The organism is Kocuria rhizophila, assembly GCF_003667225.1.
GTDB classification, from domain to species: domain Bacteria; phylum Actinomycetota; class Actinomycetes; order Actinomycetales; family Micrococcaceae; genus Kocuria; species Kocuria rhizophila.
On sequence record NZ_RCOM01000066.1, the window covers coordinates 1 to 14,503 of the forward strand.

Annotated in this window: 18 protein-coding genes; 9 read left to right on the forward strand and 9 right to left on the reverse strand. The window is 69.9% G+C overall.

Translation table 11 applies throughout. From position 1 onward, the window contains the following. Positions 1-177: 177 nt before the first annotated feature. The gene (nhaA, locus tag D9R02_RS09010; protein ID WP_121566790.1) at positions 178-1,563 is read left to right on the forward strand and encodes a Na+/H+ antiporter NhaA; all 1,386 of its coding nucleotides are present in this window, start codon (positions 178-180) and stop codon (positions 1,561-1,563) included. A gap of 205 nt (positions 1,564-1,768) precedes the next feature. Here the strand turns inward: nhaA and D9R02_RS12095 are convergent, their stop codons facing one another. Together D9R02_RS12095 and nadE are read right to left on the reverse strand one after the other, a co-directional pair. Further along, positions 1,769-2,110 (reverse strand): hypothetical protein, encoded by a 342-nt coding sequence (locus tag D9R02_RS12095; RefSeq protein WP_183085979.1) that lies wholly within the window; start codon positions 2,108-2,110, stop codon positions 1,769-1,771. Positions 2,111-2,154: 44 nt separating this feature from the next. Then, entirely contained in the window at positions 2,155-3,057 is a 903-nt protein-coding gene (gene nadE / locus D9R02_RS09020; protein WP_070637092.1) for an NAD(+) synthase, read from the reverse strand. 238 nt (positions 3,058-3,295) lie between these two features. Here nadE and D9R02_RS09025 point away from each other — a divergent pair, with 238 nt between their 5' ends. The 4 genes from D9R02_RS09025 (at position 3,296) to D9R02_RS09040 (ending at position 7,314) form a co-directional block, all read left to right on the forward strand. Then, positions 3,296-4,078 carry an enoyl-CoA hydratase gene (locus tag D9R02_RS09025; protein WP_121241483.1) on the forward strand — a complete coding sequence of 261 codons (783 nt, stop codon included), beginning with the start codon at positions 3,296-3,298 and terminating at the stop codon, positions 4,076-4,078. A gap of 295 nt (positions 4,079-4,373) precedes the next feature. Next, complete coding sequence (locus D9R02_RS09030) at positions 4,374-4,775, forward strand: TOBE domain-containing protein (RefSeq protein ID WP_039102303.1); 402 nt, start codon at positions 4,374-4,376, stop codon at positions 4,773-4,775. Then, positions 4,772-5,608 carry a molybdate ABC transporter substrate-binding protein gene (gene modA / locus D9R02_RS09035; RefSeq protein WP_121241481.1) on the forward strand — a complete coding sequence of 279 codons (837 nt, stop codon included), beginning with the start codon at positions 4,772-4,774 and terminating at the stop codon, positions 5,606-5,608. The genes D9R02_RS09030 and modA overlap by 4 nt, the downstream gene beginning before the upstream one ends. After that, the gene (locus D9R02_RS09040; RefSeq protein WP_121566787.1) at positions 5,605-7,314 is read left to right on the forward strand and encodes an ABC transporter permease; all 1,710 of its coding nucleotides are present in this window, start codon (positions 5,605-5,607) and stop codon (positions 7,312-7,314) included. Before modA ends, D9R02_RS09040 begins: the two co-directional genes overlap by 4 nt. A 113-nt stretch (positions 7,315-7,427) precedes the next feature. Here D9R02_RS09040 and D9R02_RS09045 read toward each other — a convergent pair whose 3' ends face one another. Together D9R02_RS09045 and D9R02_RS09050 are read right to left on the reverse strand one after the other, a co-directional pair. Continuing rightward, a complete protein-coding gene (locus D9R02_RS09045) occupies positions 7,428-8,222 on the reverse strand; it encodes a hypothetical protein (RefSeq protein ID WP_121241477.1) in 795 nt (264 codons plus the stop codon). Continuing rightward, positions 8,219-9,220 (reverse strand): ABC transporter ATP-binding protein, encoded by a 1,002-nt coding sequence (locus D9R02_RS09050; RefSeq protein ID WP_102613948.1) that lies wholly within the window; start codon positions 9,218-9,220, stop codon positions 8,219-8,221. The genes D9R02_RS09045 and D9R02_RS09050 overlap by 4 nt, the downstream gene beginning before the upstream one ends. A 159-nt stretch (positions 9,221-9,379) precedes the next feature. Here D9R02_RS09050 and D9R02_RS09055 point away from each other — a divergent pair, with 159 nt between their 5' ends. Both D9R02_RS09055 and D9R02_RS09060 read left to right on the forward strand, forming a co-directional pair. After that, positions 9,380-9,673, forward strand: a complete 294-nt coding sequence (locus D9R02_RS09055) for a putative quinol monooxygenase (protein ID WP_039102306.1) — start codon at positions 9,380-9,382, stop codon at positions 9,671-9,673. 213 nt (positions 9,674-9,886) lie between these two features. After that, entirely contained in the window at positions 9,887-10,432 is a 546-nt protein-coding gene (locus D9R02_RS09060; RefSeq protein ID WP_223246173.1) for a hypothetical protein, read from the forward strand. A gap of 136 nt (positions 10,433-10,568) precedes the next feature. On the opposite strand, the gene D9R02_RS09065 is transcribed toward D9R02_RS09060, so the two are convergent. Next, entirely contained in the window at positions 10,569-10,949 is a 381-nt protein-coding gene (locus tag D9R02_RS09065; protein ID WP_102613935.1) for an SdpI family protein, read from the reverse strand. Positions 10,950-11,060: 111 nt separating this feature from the next. Between D9R02_RS09065 and D9R02_RS09070 the strand changes: the two genes are divergently transcribed. Beyond that, entirely contained in the window at positions 11,061-11,546 is a 486-nt protein-coding gene (locus D9R02_RS09070) for a GNAT family N-acetyltransferase (RefSeq protein WP_102613936.1), read from the forward strand. 61 nt (positions 11,547-11,607) lie between these two features. On the opposite strand, the gene D9R02_RS09075 is transcribed toward D9R02_RS09070, so the two are convergent. From D9R02_RS09075 to D9R02_RS09085, 3 genes are read right to left on the reverse strand one after another with little or no spacing between them, the layout of a single operon-like run. Next, a complete protein-coding gene (locus D9R02_RS09075; protein ID WP_199717483.1) occupies positions 11,608-12,405 on the reverse strand; it encodes a MerR family transcriptional regulator in 798 nt (265 codons plus the stop codon). Further along, a complete protein-coding gene (locus D9R02_RS09080; protein ID WP_047978377.1) occupies positions 12,395-12,934 on the reverse strand; it encodes a VOC family protein in 540 nt (179 codons plus the stop codon). Before D9R02_RS09080 ends, D9R02_RS09075 begins: the two co-directional genes overlap by 11 nt. 56 nt (positions 12,935-12,990) lie before the next feature. After that, positions 12,991-13,452, reverse strand: a complete 462-nt coding sequence (locus tag D9R02_RS09085) for a hypothetical protein (RefSeq protein ID WP_121566788.1) — start codon at positions 13,450-13,452, stop codon at positions 12,991-12,993. Positions 13,453-13,560: 108 nt separating this feature from the next. Between D9R02_RS09085 and D9R02_RS09090 the strand changes: the two genes are divergently transcribed. Continuing rightward, a complete protein-coding gene (locus D9R02_RS09090; RefSeq protein ID WP_102613938.1) occupies positions 13,561-14,055 on the forward strand; it encodes a GNAT family N-acetyltransferase in 495 nt (164 codons plus the stop codon). Positions 14,056-14,091: 36 nt separating this feature from the next. Here the strand turns inward: D9R02_RS09090 and D9R02_RS12375 are convergent, their stop codons facing one another. Then, positions 14,092-14,490: a GNAT family N-acetyltransferase gene (locus tag D9R02_RS12375; protein ID WP_121566789.1), complete on the reverse strand. Its 399-nt coding sequence runs from the start codon at positions 14,488-14,490 to the stop codon at positions 14,092-14,094. Positions 14,491-14,503: the final 13 nt, after the last annotated feature.

A 14,503-nucleotide genomic window follows, 5' to 3' on the forward strand; every position in this document is an offset into this window, starting at 1 on the left:
GAGGGAGGGTGGCGGCACCCCGTGTCACTGGTGGTCAGTGTAGACGGAGCCGCTCAGCCTCATGGCAGCCGCCCCGGGTGCGCCGCCCAAATGCACCCTGCTACCCTTGATGGCTGGTGTGCCGGGAAGTCTGGTCGGCGGTAATGAGCGTGATGCCCGTCGACATTGGAGTACTCCATGCCCCTGCACCACACGACCACCCCTGCCCACCGTGAGCCCGGATCACCGGAGCCCGTGGCGCAGGAAGAATCCTCCGGCTTCGTTTCGGAGCCCGGTTTCTTCAACCATCCTGAGCCTCCGTGCGAGCCCGACCACCCCTCGGGTGGCGTCCTCTCCCGGCTCCAGGACGTCCTGCGCTGCGAGACCGTGGCCGGCATCCTCCTCGTGGTTGCCGCTGTCATCGCCCTCGTCTGGGCCAACTCGCCCTTTGCGGAGAGCTACTTCGCCCTCCGTGACCTCGAGGTCGGCTACGAGCCGTGGCACCTGAAGCTCAGCCTCGGCACCTGGGCCGCGGACGGGCTGCTCGCCGTATTCTTCTTCCTCGTGGGCCTGGAGCTCAAACGCGAGTTCGTCGCGGGTGATCTGCGGGACCTCAGCAAAGCGGCGGTGCCGATCGCGGCGGCCGTGGGCGGCGTCGTCGTACCCGCGCTGATCTACGCGGCGGTGAACCTGACGAACCCCGAGACCCTGGGCGGCTGGGCGATCCCCACCGCCACGGACATCGCGTTCGCCGTGGCGGTGCTGGCGATCGTGGGCTCGCACCTGCCCAGCGCGCTCCGCCTGTTCCTGCTGACCCTGGCGGTGGTGGACGACCTGCTGGCCATCACGATCATCGCGATCTTCTACACCGACGAGGTGCACGCGCTCCCGCTGCTCCTCGCACTCGTTCCGATGGCCGTGTTCGGGTCCCTGGCGCACCGCTTCCCCCGCTTCTTTGCGCACCGCACGTGGGCCGCGTGGGTGATCCTGGTGCCGCTGGCCGTGATCACGTGGGCCCTGGTCCACGAGGCCGGGATCCACGCCACGGTCGCGGGCGTGCTGCTCGGCTTCGCCGTTCCCGTCATGGGCGCTAAGGCCTCCGGGCAGCCCGTGGAGCTCGCCGAGCACCTGGAGCACCGCGTGCGGCCCCTCTCCGCCGGGTTCGCGGTGCCGGTCTTCGCGTTCTTCTCCGCGGGCGTCGCGGTGGGCGGCTGGGACGGATTGACGACGGCGCTCGCCGCCCCCGTCACGCTCGGCATCATCGCGGGCCTCGTCCTGGGCAAGCCGCTGGGCATCATTGCCGCCACGTGGCTCACCACCGTGCTCACCGGGCGGAAGCTGGACCCGTCCTACAAGTGGATCGACCTGGTGGGGATCGCGCTGCTGGCCGGGATCGGGTTCACGGTGTCCCTGCTGATCGCGGAGCTCAGCTTCGACCCGTCCGCGGCCGCCGGGGACCAGGCCAAGGTGGCCGTGCTGACCGCCTCGGTGCTGGCAGCGGTGCTGGCCGGGCTGCTGCTGGCGGCTCGCAATCACGGCTATCGGCGCAGCCGTGAAGCCACCGCTGCGCAGACCGTGTCCTGACCCCGGCGCCCGGCGACTCCCCGGCGCGGGGTTCTCGCTCGTCCCCGCCCCGGGGTGACCCACCGCCCCCTGCCGCTCGCACGGGCCGCGTGGAGGTGGAACCGCGCCGGGCGCCGGAGCCGAGGACGGCGCAGGGGCCCACTCGTGAACGAGTGAGCCCCTGGCCGCAGTCCCGGATCTGGGGAACTGCCAAGCGGAGTGATGGTCAGCGACCGGTGCGGTCGGTGCCGTCCCCATTGGTGTTGCCCGCGTTGGGGGTGCGGTCCGTGGAACCCGCGGTGTGCGTGCGGTCGGTGGTCCCAACGTTGTGGGTGCGGTCGGTGGTGCCCACGTTGTGGTTGCGCTCCACCGGAACGGTCTTGTTCTTCTTCAGCAGGCCACCCAGGCCGGCGAGACCGAGCAGGCCCCACAGGCCGGCGTTGCCGTGGCCTTCGTCCTCCTGCTGGGTGGAGGCGGGAGCGGGGCTCTCCGTGGCGGCCATGGCCGGGGCGGACACGCCGGACAGAATGGCCAGGGACAGAGCGGCAGCAGCTGCGGTCTTACGCATAGCGGGTTCTCCTTTACTGGGGAACGTCATCTATTGATGACTCATCAATCAGCGTACTTGCTATTGGGGGGTTCCGGCGATTCGCTTCCCCGGGGAAGACCTGCTCCGGCACGAGCGGGGTGCTCCTCCCGCCACCACCCGTCCGCCGGCGTGACCGGCACGGTGCGCTTGTGGCGGGAACGCAGGAAGATCTGCTCCAGCTTCTCCGCGACCTCCACGGGGACGTCCTTGCCCTCGAGGTAGTCGTCGATGTCCTCGTACGTGAGGCCCAGCTCGTCCTCGTCCGTGCGCCCGGGGTTGTCGTTGAGCAGGTCCGCGGTGGGGACCTTCCCGACCAGCCGCTCCGAGGCCCCCAGGTACTCCAGCAGCTGCCGGTTCTGCCGCTTGTCCAGCCCGGCCAGCGGTAGGAGGTCCGCTCCGCCGTCCCCGAACTTGGTGAAGAACCCGGTGATGGACTCTGCCGCGTGGTCCGTGCCGATCACCAGCAGGTTGTGGTCCCCGCCCACCGCGTACTGCGCGGTCATGCGCACGCGGGCCTTGGTGTTGCCGCGCGTGAAGTCGGTGAGCTGCTCGCCGGTGGCCGCGGCGTAGGCGGCCTCGAACCCGTCGACGGCCGGAGCGACGTCGTACGTGACCACCCGGTCCGGCTCGATGAAGGCGAGCGCGGCCTGCGCGTCGTCCTCGTCCTGCTGGGTGCGGTAGGGCAGGCGCATGGCCACGAACTCGGCGGGGATCTCGTCCTCGCGCAGCTTCTCCACGGCCAGCTGCGCGAGCCGCCCCGCGAGCGTGGAGTCCACGCCGCCGCTGATGCCCAGCACGAAGCCCCTGGTGTGCGTCGCCCGGAGGTAGTCGCACAGGAAGTCGACGCGCCGCGCCGCCTCCGTCTCCGGGTCGATCCGCGGGGCCACCCCGAGCTCGGCGATGATCTGTGCCTGCAATTCACGCATGCCGCCATGCTAGCGACCGCGTGTTTCAGGGGTGTGACGGACCCCCGGTCCACGACGCCGCTGGGTCGCCTCGGCGAGTCCCTCACCGTCACCCCGCACCTGGCCAGGATGGCAGGGGCGCATCATGTGCGGCATCTGTCGTGTCAACAGAGGGGCAGCGTTCCGGGCCGAATGCGGTGGCGGACCGTCACCCGTGCGTGTGAGGCGGGGCGCGGCGGCGTCGTGAGATGCTGGCCACATGACTGAGAACACCTACGAAACCATCCTGGTCCGCCGCGAGGGACGCGTGGGCGTGATCACGCTGAACCGTCCCAAGGCGCTGAACGCGCTGAACGTGCAGACCATGACCGAGCTCGTGGCGGCCGCCACCGACCTGGACCGCGATCCGGAGATCGGTGCGATCGTCCTGACCGGCTCCGAGAAGGCGTTCGCCGCGGGCGCCGACATCAAGGAGATGGGTTCCAAGACCGGTTCGGACATGTACCGCGAGGACTTCTTCTCCGCGTGGGACACCTTCGCCCGGCTGCGCACGCCGAAGATCGCGGCGGTCGCGGGCTACGCCCTGGGCGGTGGCTGCGAGGCGGCCATGATGTGCGACATGATCATCGCCGCGGACACCGCCAAGTTCGGGCAGCCGGAGATCACTCTGGGCGTCATCCCGGGCATGGGCGGCACCCAGCGGCTGACCCGCGCAGTGGGCAAGGCCAAGGCGATGGACCTCATCCTCACCGGCCGCCAGATGGACGCCGAGGAGGCCGAGCGCTCCGGACTCGTTTCCCGTGTGGTCCCCGCCGACTCCCTCATGGACACCGCGCTGGAGGTTGCCGCGAAGATCGGTTCCATGTCCAAGCCGGTGGCCCAGCACGCCGTGGAGACCGTCAACACCGCGTACGAGACCACCCTGGCCGCGGGACTGCAGTACGAGCGCCGCGTGTTCCACGGGCTGTTCTCCACCGCGGACCAGAAGGAGGGCATGGCGGCCTTCACGGAGAAGCGGAAGCCGAACTTCTCCCACGAGTGAGCCCCGGCTCCGTCCTGTGGCGCAGATGATGTGCTGACAGGGCACGCGCAGACGACGCCGCTCCCCGGAAGGTGGGGAGCGGCGTCGTCGTTCCCCCGGGGGGTGCTCCTGGGGTGGCCTGCGCGCCCCGGGGCGGTCTGCATTAGCGGAGCAAACGCAGAAATGCGGCTGCGGATCTGCTTTTACTCCACTAGGCAGCACCAGCGGCCAGCTGTCCACCGGCGCGGCACCATCTGGGTCCGCATCTGCGGGTCCTTCTGCCCCGGGGGCCCGCATCTGCGGATAACATGCGCTCATGACCTTTCTCCGTGTGGCTCAGGCCGCCTCGTTCATGGGTGTCAGCGACGACACCGTCCGGCGGTGGATCGACCAGGGTGCCCTTCCCGGGCAGAAGGACGGCACGGGGCACCTGGTGGTGGACGGTGCGGACCTCGCCGAGCTGGCGCGTCGCACCGCGGTGAGCCCCGAGGATCCCGCGCGCGTGAGCAGCTCGGCCCGCAACCGGCTGGTGGGGCTGGTGACCGCGGTGAAGTCCGACCCCGTGATGTCCCAGGTGGAGCTGCAGTGCGGTCCGCACCGCATCGTGTCGCTCATGAGCACGGAGGCGGTGGAGGACCTCGGGCTCGCACTCGGTTCCGTGGCCACGGCCGTGGTGAAGTCCACGGCGGTCATCGTGGAGACGGAGGGGCGCAAATGATGGCGTGCGCAGAGCAGAAGACACCGGGCACCGCGGGTAAACGCCGCCTCACCGCCCTCGTGGCCGCTGTGGGTCTGGGCACCCTGGTGCTCACCGGCTGCGGTGGGCAGAGCGGGGGAAGCAATGCAGCGGCGTCGTCCTCGGAGGCCGGGGGCGGGGACAAGACCCTGCGGGTGTCCGCGGCGGCCTCCCTGACCCAGTCCTTCGACCAGCTGGCGGAGGAGTTCGAGAGGGACCACCCCGGCGTGGACGTGAACGTGAACTACGGCGGGTCCTCGGGGCTCGTGCAGCAGCTCACCGAGGGCGCACCCGCGGACGTGTTCGCCTCCGCGGACCAGAAGAACATGAAGAAGCTGACGGACGCGGACCTCGCCCAGGGGGAGCCGAAGATCTTCGCGACCAACGTGCTGACCCTCGTGGTGCCCAAGGACAACCCGGCGGGGATCACGAGCGTGCAGAACGTGCTGAACAAGAAGGTCAAGCTCGTCACGTGCGCGCCCGAGGTGCCGTGCGGTGCCGCCACCCAGAAGGTGGAGAAGGCCAACGGTGTGGAGCTCACGCCCGTGAGCCAGGAGAACGCCGTGACGGACGTGCTCGGCAAGGTCACCAGCGGTCAGGCGGACGCCGGGATCGTGTACGTCACGGATGCGAAGGCGGCCGGGGACAAGGTCACCACCATCGAGATCCCCAAGACGGACGAGGCGATCAACAGGTACCCGATCGTGGCCCTGAAGGACTCCGAGCAGCCGGAGCTTGCCGCGCAGTTCGTGGACCTCGTCACGGGTGAGCAAGGGCAGAAGGTGCTGCGGGACGCGGGCTTCGGCGCCCCGTGACGTGCCGGTTCTCCGCCACCCCGCGGTGGGTGCTGCTCCCGGCGGCCGCAGGTGCCCTGCTCATCCTGCTGCCCCTGGTGGGGATGCTCCTGCGCATCGACTGGGCGCACCTGGGGGAGCTGCTCACGAGTGAGTCGTCGCTTGCCGCGCTGTGGCTGAGCCTGCGCACGGCAGTGGTCTCCACCGCGCTGTGCGTGGTCCTGGGCTGTCCGCTGGCCCTGGTGCTGGCGCGCTCCACGGCCCGGGGCCTCACCGTGTTCCGCTCGCTGGTGCTGCTGCCGCTCGTGCTGCCCCCGGTGGTGGGCGGCATTGCGCTGCTGTACACGTTCGGGCGCACGGGCTTCCTGGGCGCGCCGCTCGCGGCACTGGGCGTGGACATCGCGTTCTCCACCACGGCGGTGGTGCTCGCGCAGACGTTCGTGGCCCTGCCGTTCCTGGTGGTTTCGCTGGAGGGCGCGCTGCGCACCACGGGCACCCGCTACGAGCAGATCGCCGCGGGCCTGGGTGCCTCCCCCACGCGCACGCTCTTCCGCGTGACTTTGCCGGTCCCCCTGCCCGCCGTGCTCTCCGGCGCCGCGCTGTCCTTCGCGCGCTGCCTGGGCGAGTTCGGCGCCACCCTCACGTTCGCGGGCAGCCTGGAGGGCGTCACGCGCACGCTCCCGCTGGAGATCTACCTGCAGCGCGAAACCGACCCCGACGCCGCCGTGGCCCTCTCCCTGCTCCTCGTCCTGGTCGCGCTGCTGGTCGTCAGCCTCACCACCCCCGCACGACGACGCCGCGGCGCCGGCTTCCGCGCGAACCTCACCCGGTGGGTGGGGCGGGGTGGCGCCGGTGGACCGGGCGGTCAGGCCGATCCGGAGTCGCGTGCGGATGCCGCCGCCCCGGGTGGGGGCGGGGAAGCGCCTCCCGATCCGACCGCGTCAGAGGAGTTCCGGTCCATGGGCGGGCGTTCCCCGTCCGCGTCGCTGCCGCGGAAACAGGAAACCCACGATGCGCCGTCGGCCACGCCCACGGTCTCAGCTGGCAGTCCGGCGCAGGGGTCCCACCACCCCATCGGGCTGCGGGTGGACGTCACTCACGAACCACGAGGTGTGGCCGCCGAGTTCAGCGTGGAGCCGGGCACCACCGTGGCGCTGCTCGGGCCCAACGGGGTGGGGAAGTCCACGGTGTTCGGCGTGGTCGCCGGCCTGGTGGCACCGGATCGCGGCGCGGTCCAGGTGGGGGAGCGGTGTGTGGTCCGGGCGGACACCGGAGACCGGCCCGTGTGGGTCCCCGCGCACCGTAGGGGAGTGGCCCTCATGGCCCAGGAACCCCTGCTGTTCCCCCACCTGAGCGTGCTGGACAACGTGGCGTTCGGGCCGCGGGCGAGCGGGGCAGGGAGGGCGGAAGGGCGGCGTCGTGCCCGGGCATGGCTGCGGGAGGTGGGCGCGGAGGAGTTCGTGCAGCGGCGCCCGGATGAGCTCTCGGGAGGGCAGGCGCAGCGGGTCGCGATCGCGCGCGTGCTGGCCGCGGATCCGCGCGTGATCTTGCTGGACGAGCCCATGAGCGCACTGGACGTGGCGGCCCGGCCCCGCATGAGACAGGTGCTGAAACGCGTGCTGGCCGGGCGCACCGCGGTGGTCATCACGCACGACGACGCGGACGTCGCCGAGCTCGCGGACACCGTCGTGCGCCTGGAACGGGCGGAACCCGCCAGGCGCCGCTGACTGTCCAGGGAGACCTCGAGAAACGGGCAGCCCCAGCACAGAGGACCGGTCCTCACCCAGGGCAGGGTGGGGACCGGCCCTCGTGTCCGGAAGAGGAACGCCGAGCGGCGCGCCTACTTCACCTCGCGCGTGAGCACCCGCCAGATGCCGATCAGCAGCGGCACCCCGATCCACAGCAGCGAGGACGTTCCCAGCTGACCCCACTCTGTGGCAGTGAGGTCCACTCCCTCCATGAGCGGGGTGGAGGCCGCGGTCATGTTCACCCACGCCCCGAGATCTTGCAGAGAAGGGACCATCAGAGCGGCTGCCGAGTACAGGGTGGGCAGGACGAAGTAGGCCACGATGGCCAGCGGCACGGACAGCAGCGCCAGCCCGAATGCCACACCCTGCAGGAGGGCGAGCATCTGGGTGAGCCACTGGCCCGCCAGCTGCCCGGGATCGAGGTCGATGCTCACGGGGCTGCCGGAGAGCCCGGCAGAGATCAGGTGTGCGAGCAGTGCCAGGACCCACGCCGCCGCGAAGGCGATCGTCCCCAGGACGAGTGCTGCGAGCAGCTTGGCGAGCACCACCCGGATCCTGCGGGGTTCCTGCGTGAACGTGATCAGGGCGGTGCGCTGGCTCCACTCGTTGCACGCCGTGATGATCCCCAGCACGGGCAGCAGCAACCCCTGCGGCGTCATTGTTACGACGAACAGACCGGCGAGGTCCGCACCCTCCTCACGGGTCAGCCACACGGTGAGCCCCAGCGCGAGGGCGGTGAGCACGCCGATCGCGATCAGCAGACCGCGCCCGGCGCGCGTGTCCACCTGCTTGCGCAGCTCCACGCGCAGCAGGGTGAGGAACGACAGCCCGCGGCCCGTCGGTTCTGCATGGCCCCAGGGGGCCGTGGTGGTGGTTGCGGTGCTCATGCGGTGGGCTCCTCTCGGGCGGGCATTCCCTGGGCGGGTGACGGCTGCGCGGGCGGTGTGGCGCCGGACGACGCCGCCGCGCCGGGTGGGGTGCCGCCCCGCCCCTGCTCGTCGCGGGCGGTGTCCGCGGTGAGCTGCAGGAACATGTCCTCCAGCCGGGTGCCGTCCGCGGGGCGCAGCAGGGTCAGGGGCACACCGGCGTCGAGCGCTACGCGACCCACGCGGGCGGCGTCGGCCTCGATCTCGGCGGCACCGTCCGCGCGCCCGGAGAAGGTGATGCCCGCGGTGCTCAGCGCGGTGGCGAAGGCCGCCTGGTCCTCGGCGTCGGCCACGCAGCCGGGGCGGGTGGCGAGCAGGTCCGTCATGCGGCCCTGGGCGACGATCCGGCCGTGGCCGATCATCACGAGGTCGTCCGCGACCTGCTCCACCTCGTGCAGCAGGTGCGAACTCAGCAGCACGGTGCCGCCCCGGTCCGCGAAGTCCCGGAGCAGACCGCGCATCCAGCGGATGCCCGCGGGGTCCAGGCCGTTGGCGGGTTCGTCCAGTACAAGCACCTGGGGTGAGCCCATTAGCGCGCCCGCGAGACCGAGGCGCTGACGCATGCCCAGGGAGTAGTTCTTCACACGGCGGCACGCCTCGGAGGGCTCCAGCCCCACGAGTTCCAGCATCTCGTCCACCCGTGCCCTGCCCGCACCCGTGATGGTGGCGGCGAGCTGCAGCACCTCGCGGCCGGTGCGACCGGGATGCTGTGCGGCGGCGTCGAGCATCACGCCCACATGCCGGCTGGGGTTGGGCAGCTCGGCGTAGCGGTGGCCCAGCACGAGCGCCTCACCCGAGCTGGCCGGGGTGAGACCGGTGAGCATCCGCAGCGCCGTGGACTTCCCGGCGCCGTTGGGCCCCAGGAAGCCGGTGACCCGGCCGGGCTGTGCCACGAACGAGATGTCGTCCACCGCGGTGAATCCGCCGTAGCGCTTGGTGAGGTGCTCGATGCGAATCATGCTCTCCATACTGAGGGCAGGGGAGGAGGATCCTGAAAAGATGGTGAACTTGGGCGCGTCCCCCGGGCCGTACGGTGGGGTTGACCGGCGCCCACCCGCGGGCCGATAGCATGAGCGGGCCGGTGACCGTCCGGCGTCGTCGTCGAGAAGGGACACCCCATGGCTTTCGTCTGCAGCGCCACCTGGACCGCCAAGCCCGGCGAGGAGGCGACCGTGCGCGCCGCGCTTGCCGAGCTCTCGCCCGCCTCCCGCGAGGAGCCCGGCAATCTCTACTACCAGGCGTACCAGAGCCCGGAGGAGCCCGCGGTGTTCCGCATCTTCGAGGTCTACCAGGACAAGGCCGCGTTCAAGGCCCACGTGGGCTCCGAGCACTTCGCGCAGTTCGGCGTGGGGCAGGCGATCCCCGCGCTGGCGAACAACGAGCACGAGACGTACGAGACGCTCGATTTCTGATCTGCGCCCGTGAGCAGCCACGACGGGCCGACGACGCCGCCGCGCCCGGACCCTGCCGACGTCTCCCCGTCTGACGATCCCGGCGCTCCCAGCCGGCGAGCGCGGTCCGGCCCCTCGATCCCGCCGGCCGCACCTCCGCACGACGCCGCCGGGCCAGCGCGCGATGACGGCTCTCCGTCTGCGGACCCCGCCTGGGCCGTCGTCCTCTCCGAGGTGTTCCAGGCCCCGCTCGTGCTGGCGGCGTTGCTGGTCGTCATCCCGTGGAGCGCACACGGCACCCTCGCCTTCCTCGCGTGGGGCGTGGCGGTGGCGCTGTCCGTGTGCGGGGTCTCGCTGGCCACCGTCACCGTGCTGTCGCGCCGGGGTGTTCTCACCGACCACCACGTGAGCGTCAAGGAGCACCGGCGTCCGGTGATGATCGGGACGTTCCTTCTGGTGGCGGCGTTCCTCGGCGTGACTCTCGCGTTCCACGGGCCCGTGGAGATCACGGGCCTGCTGACTGCCACGCTCGCCGCCAGCGCGGTGGTGGCCTTGGTCAGCCCGTGGTGGAAGATCTCGGTGCACGGGATGATGATGGGCGGCACCGCCGTGATCCTGCCCGTCGCGTGGGGGCCGTGGGGTCTGCTGTTCGTGCCGGTGGCGCTCGCGGTGTGCGTGAGCCGCCGCGTGCTGGGCGCACACACGTGGGCGCAGCTGGTGGCGGGCTCCGCCTATGGGGTGGTGTTCCTGGGCGGGATCTACTGGCTGATTGCGGTCTGACCCGTCGCGCCGGTGCATCTCCCGGGGTGACGACGCTGCCCCCGCACCCGGCTGCTTTCCCGCGATCCTGAGCTGCGTGCCGTGGCTCAGCCCAGTGGCAGTCGGTGGCGTCGTGGTGGTCCGGAAGCGAGGGTGATCAGGGGCCGGGCGCTGGAGGTGCGGCGTCGGCGCCTTTCTTGGCGGCGAGGACTATGGGAACCAAACCCAGGACCAGCACGATCGAGGGGATTATTCCCAGCCAGGGGACGAGCCATGTGGGCCCGAAGAACAGCAGGACCAGGCGCAGCAGGTCCACGGCTAGGGCCACCAGGAGAATGATGCGGGAGACGGGCAGGGCCGCGGCATGTCCGGCGTGCCACGCCTCATCGCTGCGATGGGTGGCTTTGATGTGGATGCCGATGAACCCGTTGTGATCCACAGGTCCCGATGCCTCCGCTCGAATGACCGCGTAGACGAAGCCCAGCACCGCGGCGGACATCAAGATGCCGATGAGAGCGCCCACGCTGGATTCATCCATGCGAATGAAGATATCCGAGGGAACTGGTGGCGGTCACCCACGACTGGGGATGCCGACGTCATGAACCCTTCAGAGGCCACCTGGAGATTGCCGGGATCATAAATTCGACCCATGACGACCTCAATTGCCCTCCGGCCCCTGCGCGTGACAGATGCCACTGAGATGGCGGCAGTCCTGGCCGATCCAGAGCTGTACCGGTACACGGGCGGCGAGCCTCCGAGCGTTGAGGGCCTGGGGAGGCAGTACGCCGTGCAGACCCGCGGCCACTCTTCGGACGGAAGCGAGCTGTGGCTCAACCGCATTGTGGTGGTGGGGCCGGAGGAACAGGCGGTGGGCTACGTGCAGGCCACCGTTCCGCTGGACGGCTCGCCTGCGGAGATCGCCTGGGTCGTCGGCGCCCCCTGGCAGGGCCGGGGTTACGCCGCTCGGGCAGCCGCCCTCCTGATCGAAGAACTCCGGCGGAAGGGGGTGTCCCGGGTCCTGGCTCACATCCACCCTGAGCACGAGGCGTCCCAGCGGATCGCCCGCCATCTGGGGATGGAACCCACCGACACCGTGGTGGACGGGGAAGTGCGCTGGGCAGGCAACCTGTCCTGACACACCACGCCGCCGGGCCGACCCCACCGGGCTCTCTGATCGTACGGAGACAGGTGTGCTCTCACTCCCACGCGGCGGAGGCGGGGTCGATCCCGTGGGCGCGAGCAGCGGCGTCGATGGCTCGCCGCAGCCACGACGAAAGCCCAGGGTGCGATGCCTCGTAGTGTGCAGCGAATCCGGGGTCTGACTCGTAGAGCCGCCCCAGACAGATCTGCATCTGCCGGGTGAGGGGGAAGTACCGGCTGAACAGCGTGCGGTGCCGCTCCACGAGGTCGTTCGCATCGGGGTCGCCCGGGAGGGTGCCTTTGCGGAACGCGCAGGCGAGATCGCGGTCGAGATCCTCGGTGGCGCGCGTCAGCTCAGCCCACTCGGCCGGATCTCGGGAAGCTGCCCGTTCGGCGTACTGACGCCACTGGGCTGTGTCTCCCCACCGGGCCCGAGCCTGGGCGGGCCACTCGGGGTTCCAATCCCCGCTCATGACCTTGGCTTGAAGCCCGGGTTCCAGGACGGTTCCCCGTTCCTGCGCCTCGATCATGGTCTGCACGCTTTTGTGGAGCTGCTGCAGCCCGTGAACTCGCGCCTCCAGTTGCATGTTCTGCTCGCGCAGGGCTGCCACGACGTCCACGGCCGGGTCGTCGAGAAGATCCCGGACGGCGTCGAGCCCAAAGCCCAGCTCCCGGTAGACCACCACGCGTTCCAAGCGGTCCAGGTCTGCCTGGGTGTAGAGGCGGTACCCGGTGCCGGAACGTTCGGACGGGGACGCCAAGCCCTCGGCGTCCCAGTGGTGCAGCGTCCGCACGGTGACACCGAGGCGCTCTGCGACCTGCCCCACGGTCAACAGCATCCGGTCATCGGTCATGTGGCTCATTGTGGTCGACGTCGTGTGCCGGGGGAGTGATGCCCGCCGCCCTCAGATTCGCGGCCTCCTGGGTGGTGGGGTCGTACGGTTTCGCCGCCGTGAGGACCACCCGGATTCGTTCAGGGGTCACCACCTCCACCTCGCGGCTGTTCCAGGGGGTGTCCCGCGGGCCGGACACGACGACGCCGTCGGCACCCTTGCACGCGGCGGTGATCTGTTTGATCTGGGTCAGAACGCACGCGAAGTTCACCACCGGGGAGGATGTGCCCGTCTGCGGTGGTGCGCCGGGAACCAGGAGCACGTCCTGGAAAGCCCAACGACGGAGGTGTACCAGCTGCCCTGGGATCTCGAAGAGGGTGAAGAACCCCAGCGCCCCGGTCCAGAACGCCACGGATGCGGCCATGTCCGAGGTGGGGACGGTGACGAAGGACGGCATGCCGTAGATCCCGTGGAAGTTCTCGGGGGCTACGGCATCCCATGCCGGAGCGGGAACGGGGCTGATGTGGAAAGCGGTGCTGTGAGTGCTCATGAAAAAAACTGTGCTGCCTCACGCAGCGTGAGAGTCAAAGACAGCGGACCGCACCTTCACACGGCCATGAGGCCCCTCCCATCGGGCTCTCCGTGGGGGAAGTTTCCTCGCAGCTCCTCCATGAAGCCCGTGGGGGTCAGGCCGTCCCAGTAGGGGCTGCCACTCTGCGGCTCGACAGTCGGGTCGAAGGGAATGACCTCCAGAGCCACATGTCTGCGCTCCACGGGGGTGATCTCGCGCCGGTACTCACGCTGCGACGTGCCGTCCGAGACGACCAGGTGCCCGTATCCCTCCTGCAGACGGGCCGAGACGACCCGCAGGCCCGGATACAGGTCATCGAGCATCGCGGGGGTCAGCGACAGGTCGTAGAGGAACCCCGCCCAGTTGCACCGCAGGTTCTCCGGGAACTCGCCGTACTCCAGTGCCACCCGTCCGTCCTCCGCCACGGTGATACCCACGATGTCCTCCCCGGCGGCAACGTCGCATGCCCGGTGGTAGAAGCTGTGCGTCTTTCCCATGGATGATTCTCCGTGCTACGAGTGAGAGGCCGGGCGGTACGGTCGGGTCTTGGGCTCGTCGAGAAGTGCCTCACCGATGGGGCCTCACGATCCCTGAAGGAGTGTCCCATGAACCACCAAGACCTCTCGCCGGTCCGACCTCTGTCGAGTCGGGACGGCGACGCTCTGCGTGAGGCCACCTTGGGCAACATGAACTGGTGCGGAGAGCGCTTCTCCAGCGAGGACGTTCTTGCCGATCCCGCAATCGTCCACTACACGGAGTTCGAACCCGAGCGCGGAGACTTCGGCTTCATCATGGTGGACCCTTCGAGCGTCGTCGGCGTGGCTTGGGCGCAGTTCCTGGGCACGGAAAATCCCGGGTACGGGTTCGTTTCCGCTGACGTTCCAGAAGCCAGTCTGTGGGTGGCCCCCGAGCGCCGGGGTGCCGGGCACGGGCGTCGGCTGCTCCGACGGCTTCTCGCGGAGAGTGCCGCCCGCGGGCACAACCGCGTCAGCCTCTCCGTGGAGGACGGCAACCGTGCGAGAGACCTTTATGAGTCCGAAGGGTTCCTGGCGGTCCCCGGGCGAGAGTGTGACGGGGTCATGGTGTGGAAGGCGGGGTGACGCGGACCGGTCGCCCCACGGGAGCACTGCAGGGAGTCACCAGCAGCGACCTCGGAGATCGATACGGCCATTGGGCCAGGTGTCCACATCCCGCGTTCCAGAACACACCATCACCGGGGCGCCTGTTTCTTCCACCGTGTGACCGGAACCGCCACGGGAACGGAACCGCTCGGTGACCTCAAGGCGCTTGTACCCACACGACTCGTAGAACGGGACCACCTCCTCTCGACAACCGAGGTATCCGTAGTCGGCCGGCGCAGTGGATCGGGCGGCGTCCTGAGCTTCAGCGAGCAGTTGCACACCAAGGCCCTGGCCTCGATGCGAGGGGGAGACCAGCACTCCGCCGGTGCCCGCAACCAGCACGTCGTGGTCACCCACGACAATCATCCGTCGCTGGGTGCCCACGTGACCCACGACCCTCCCGCCGAACTGCACGTCATGGCAGTGG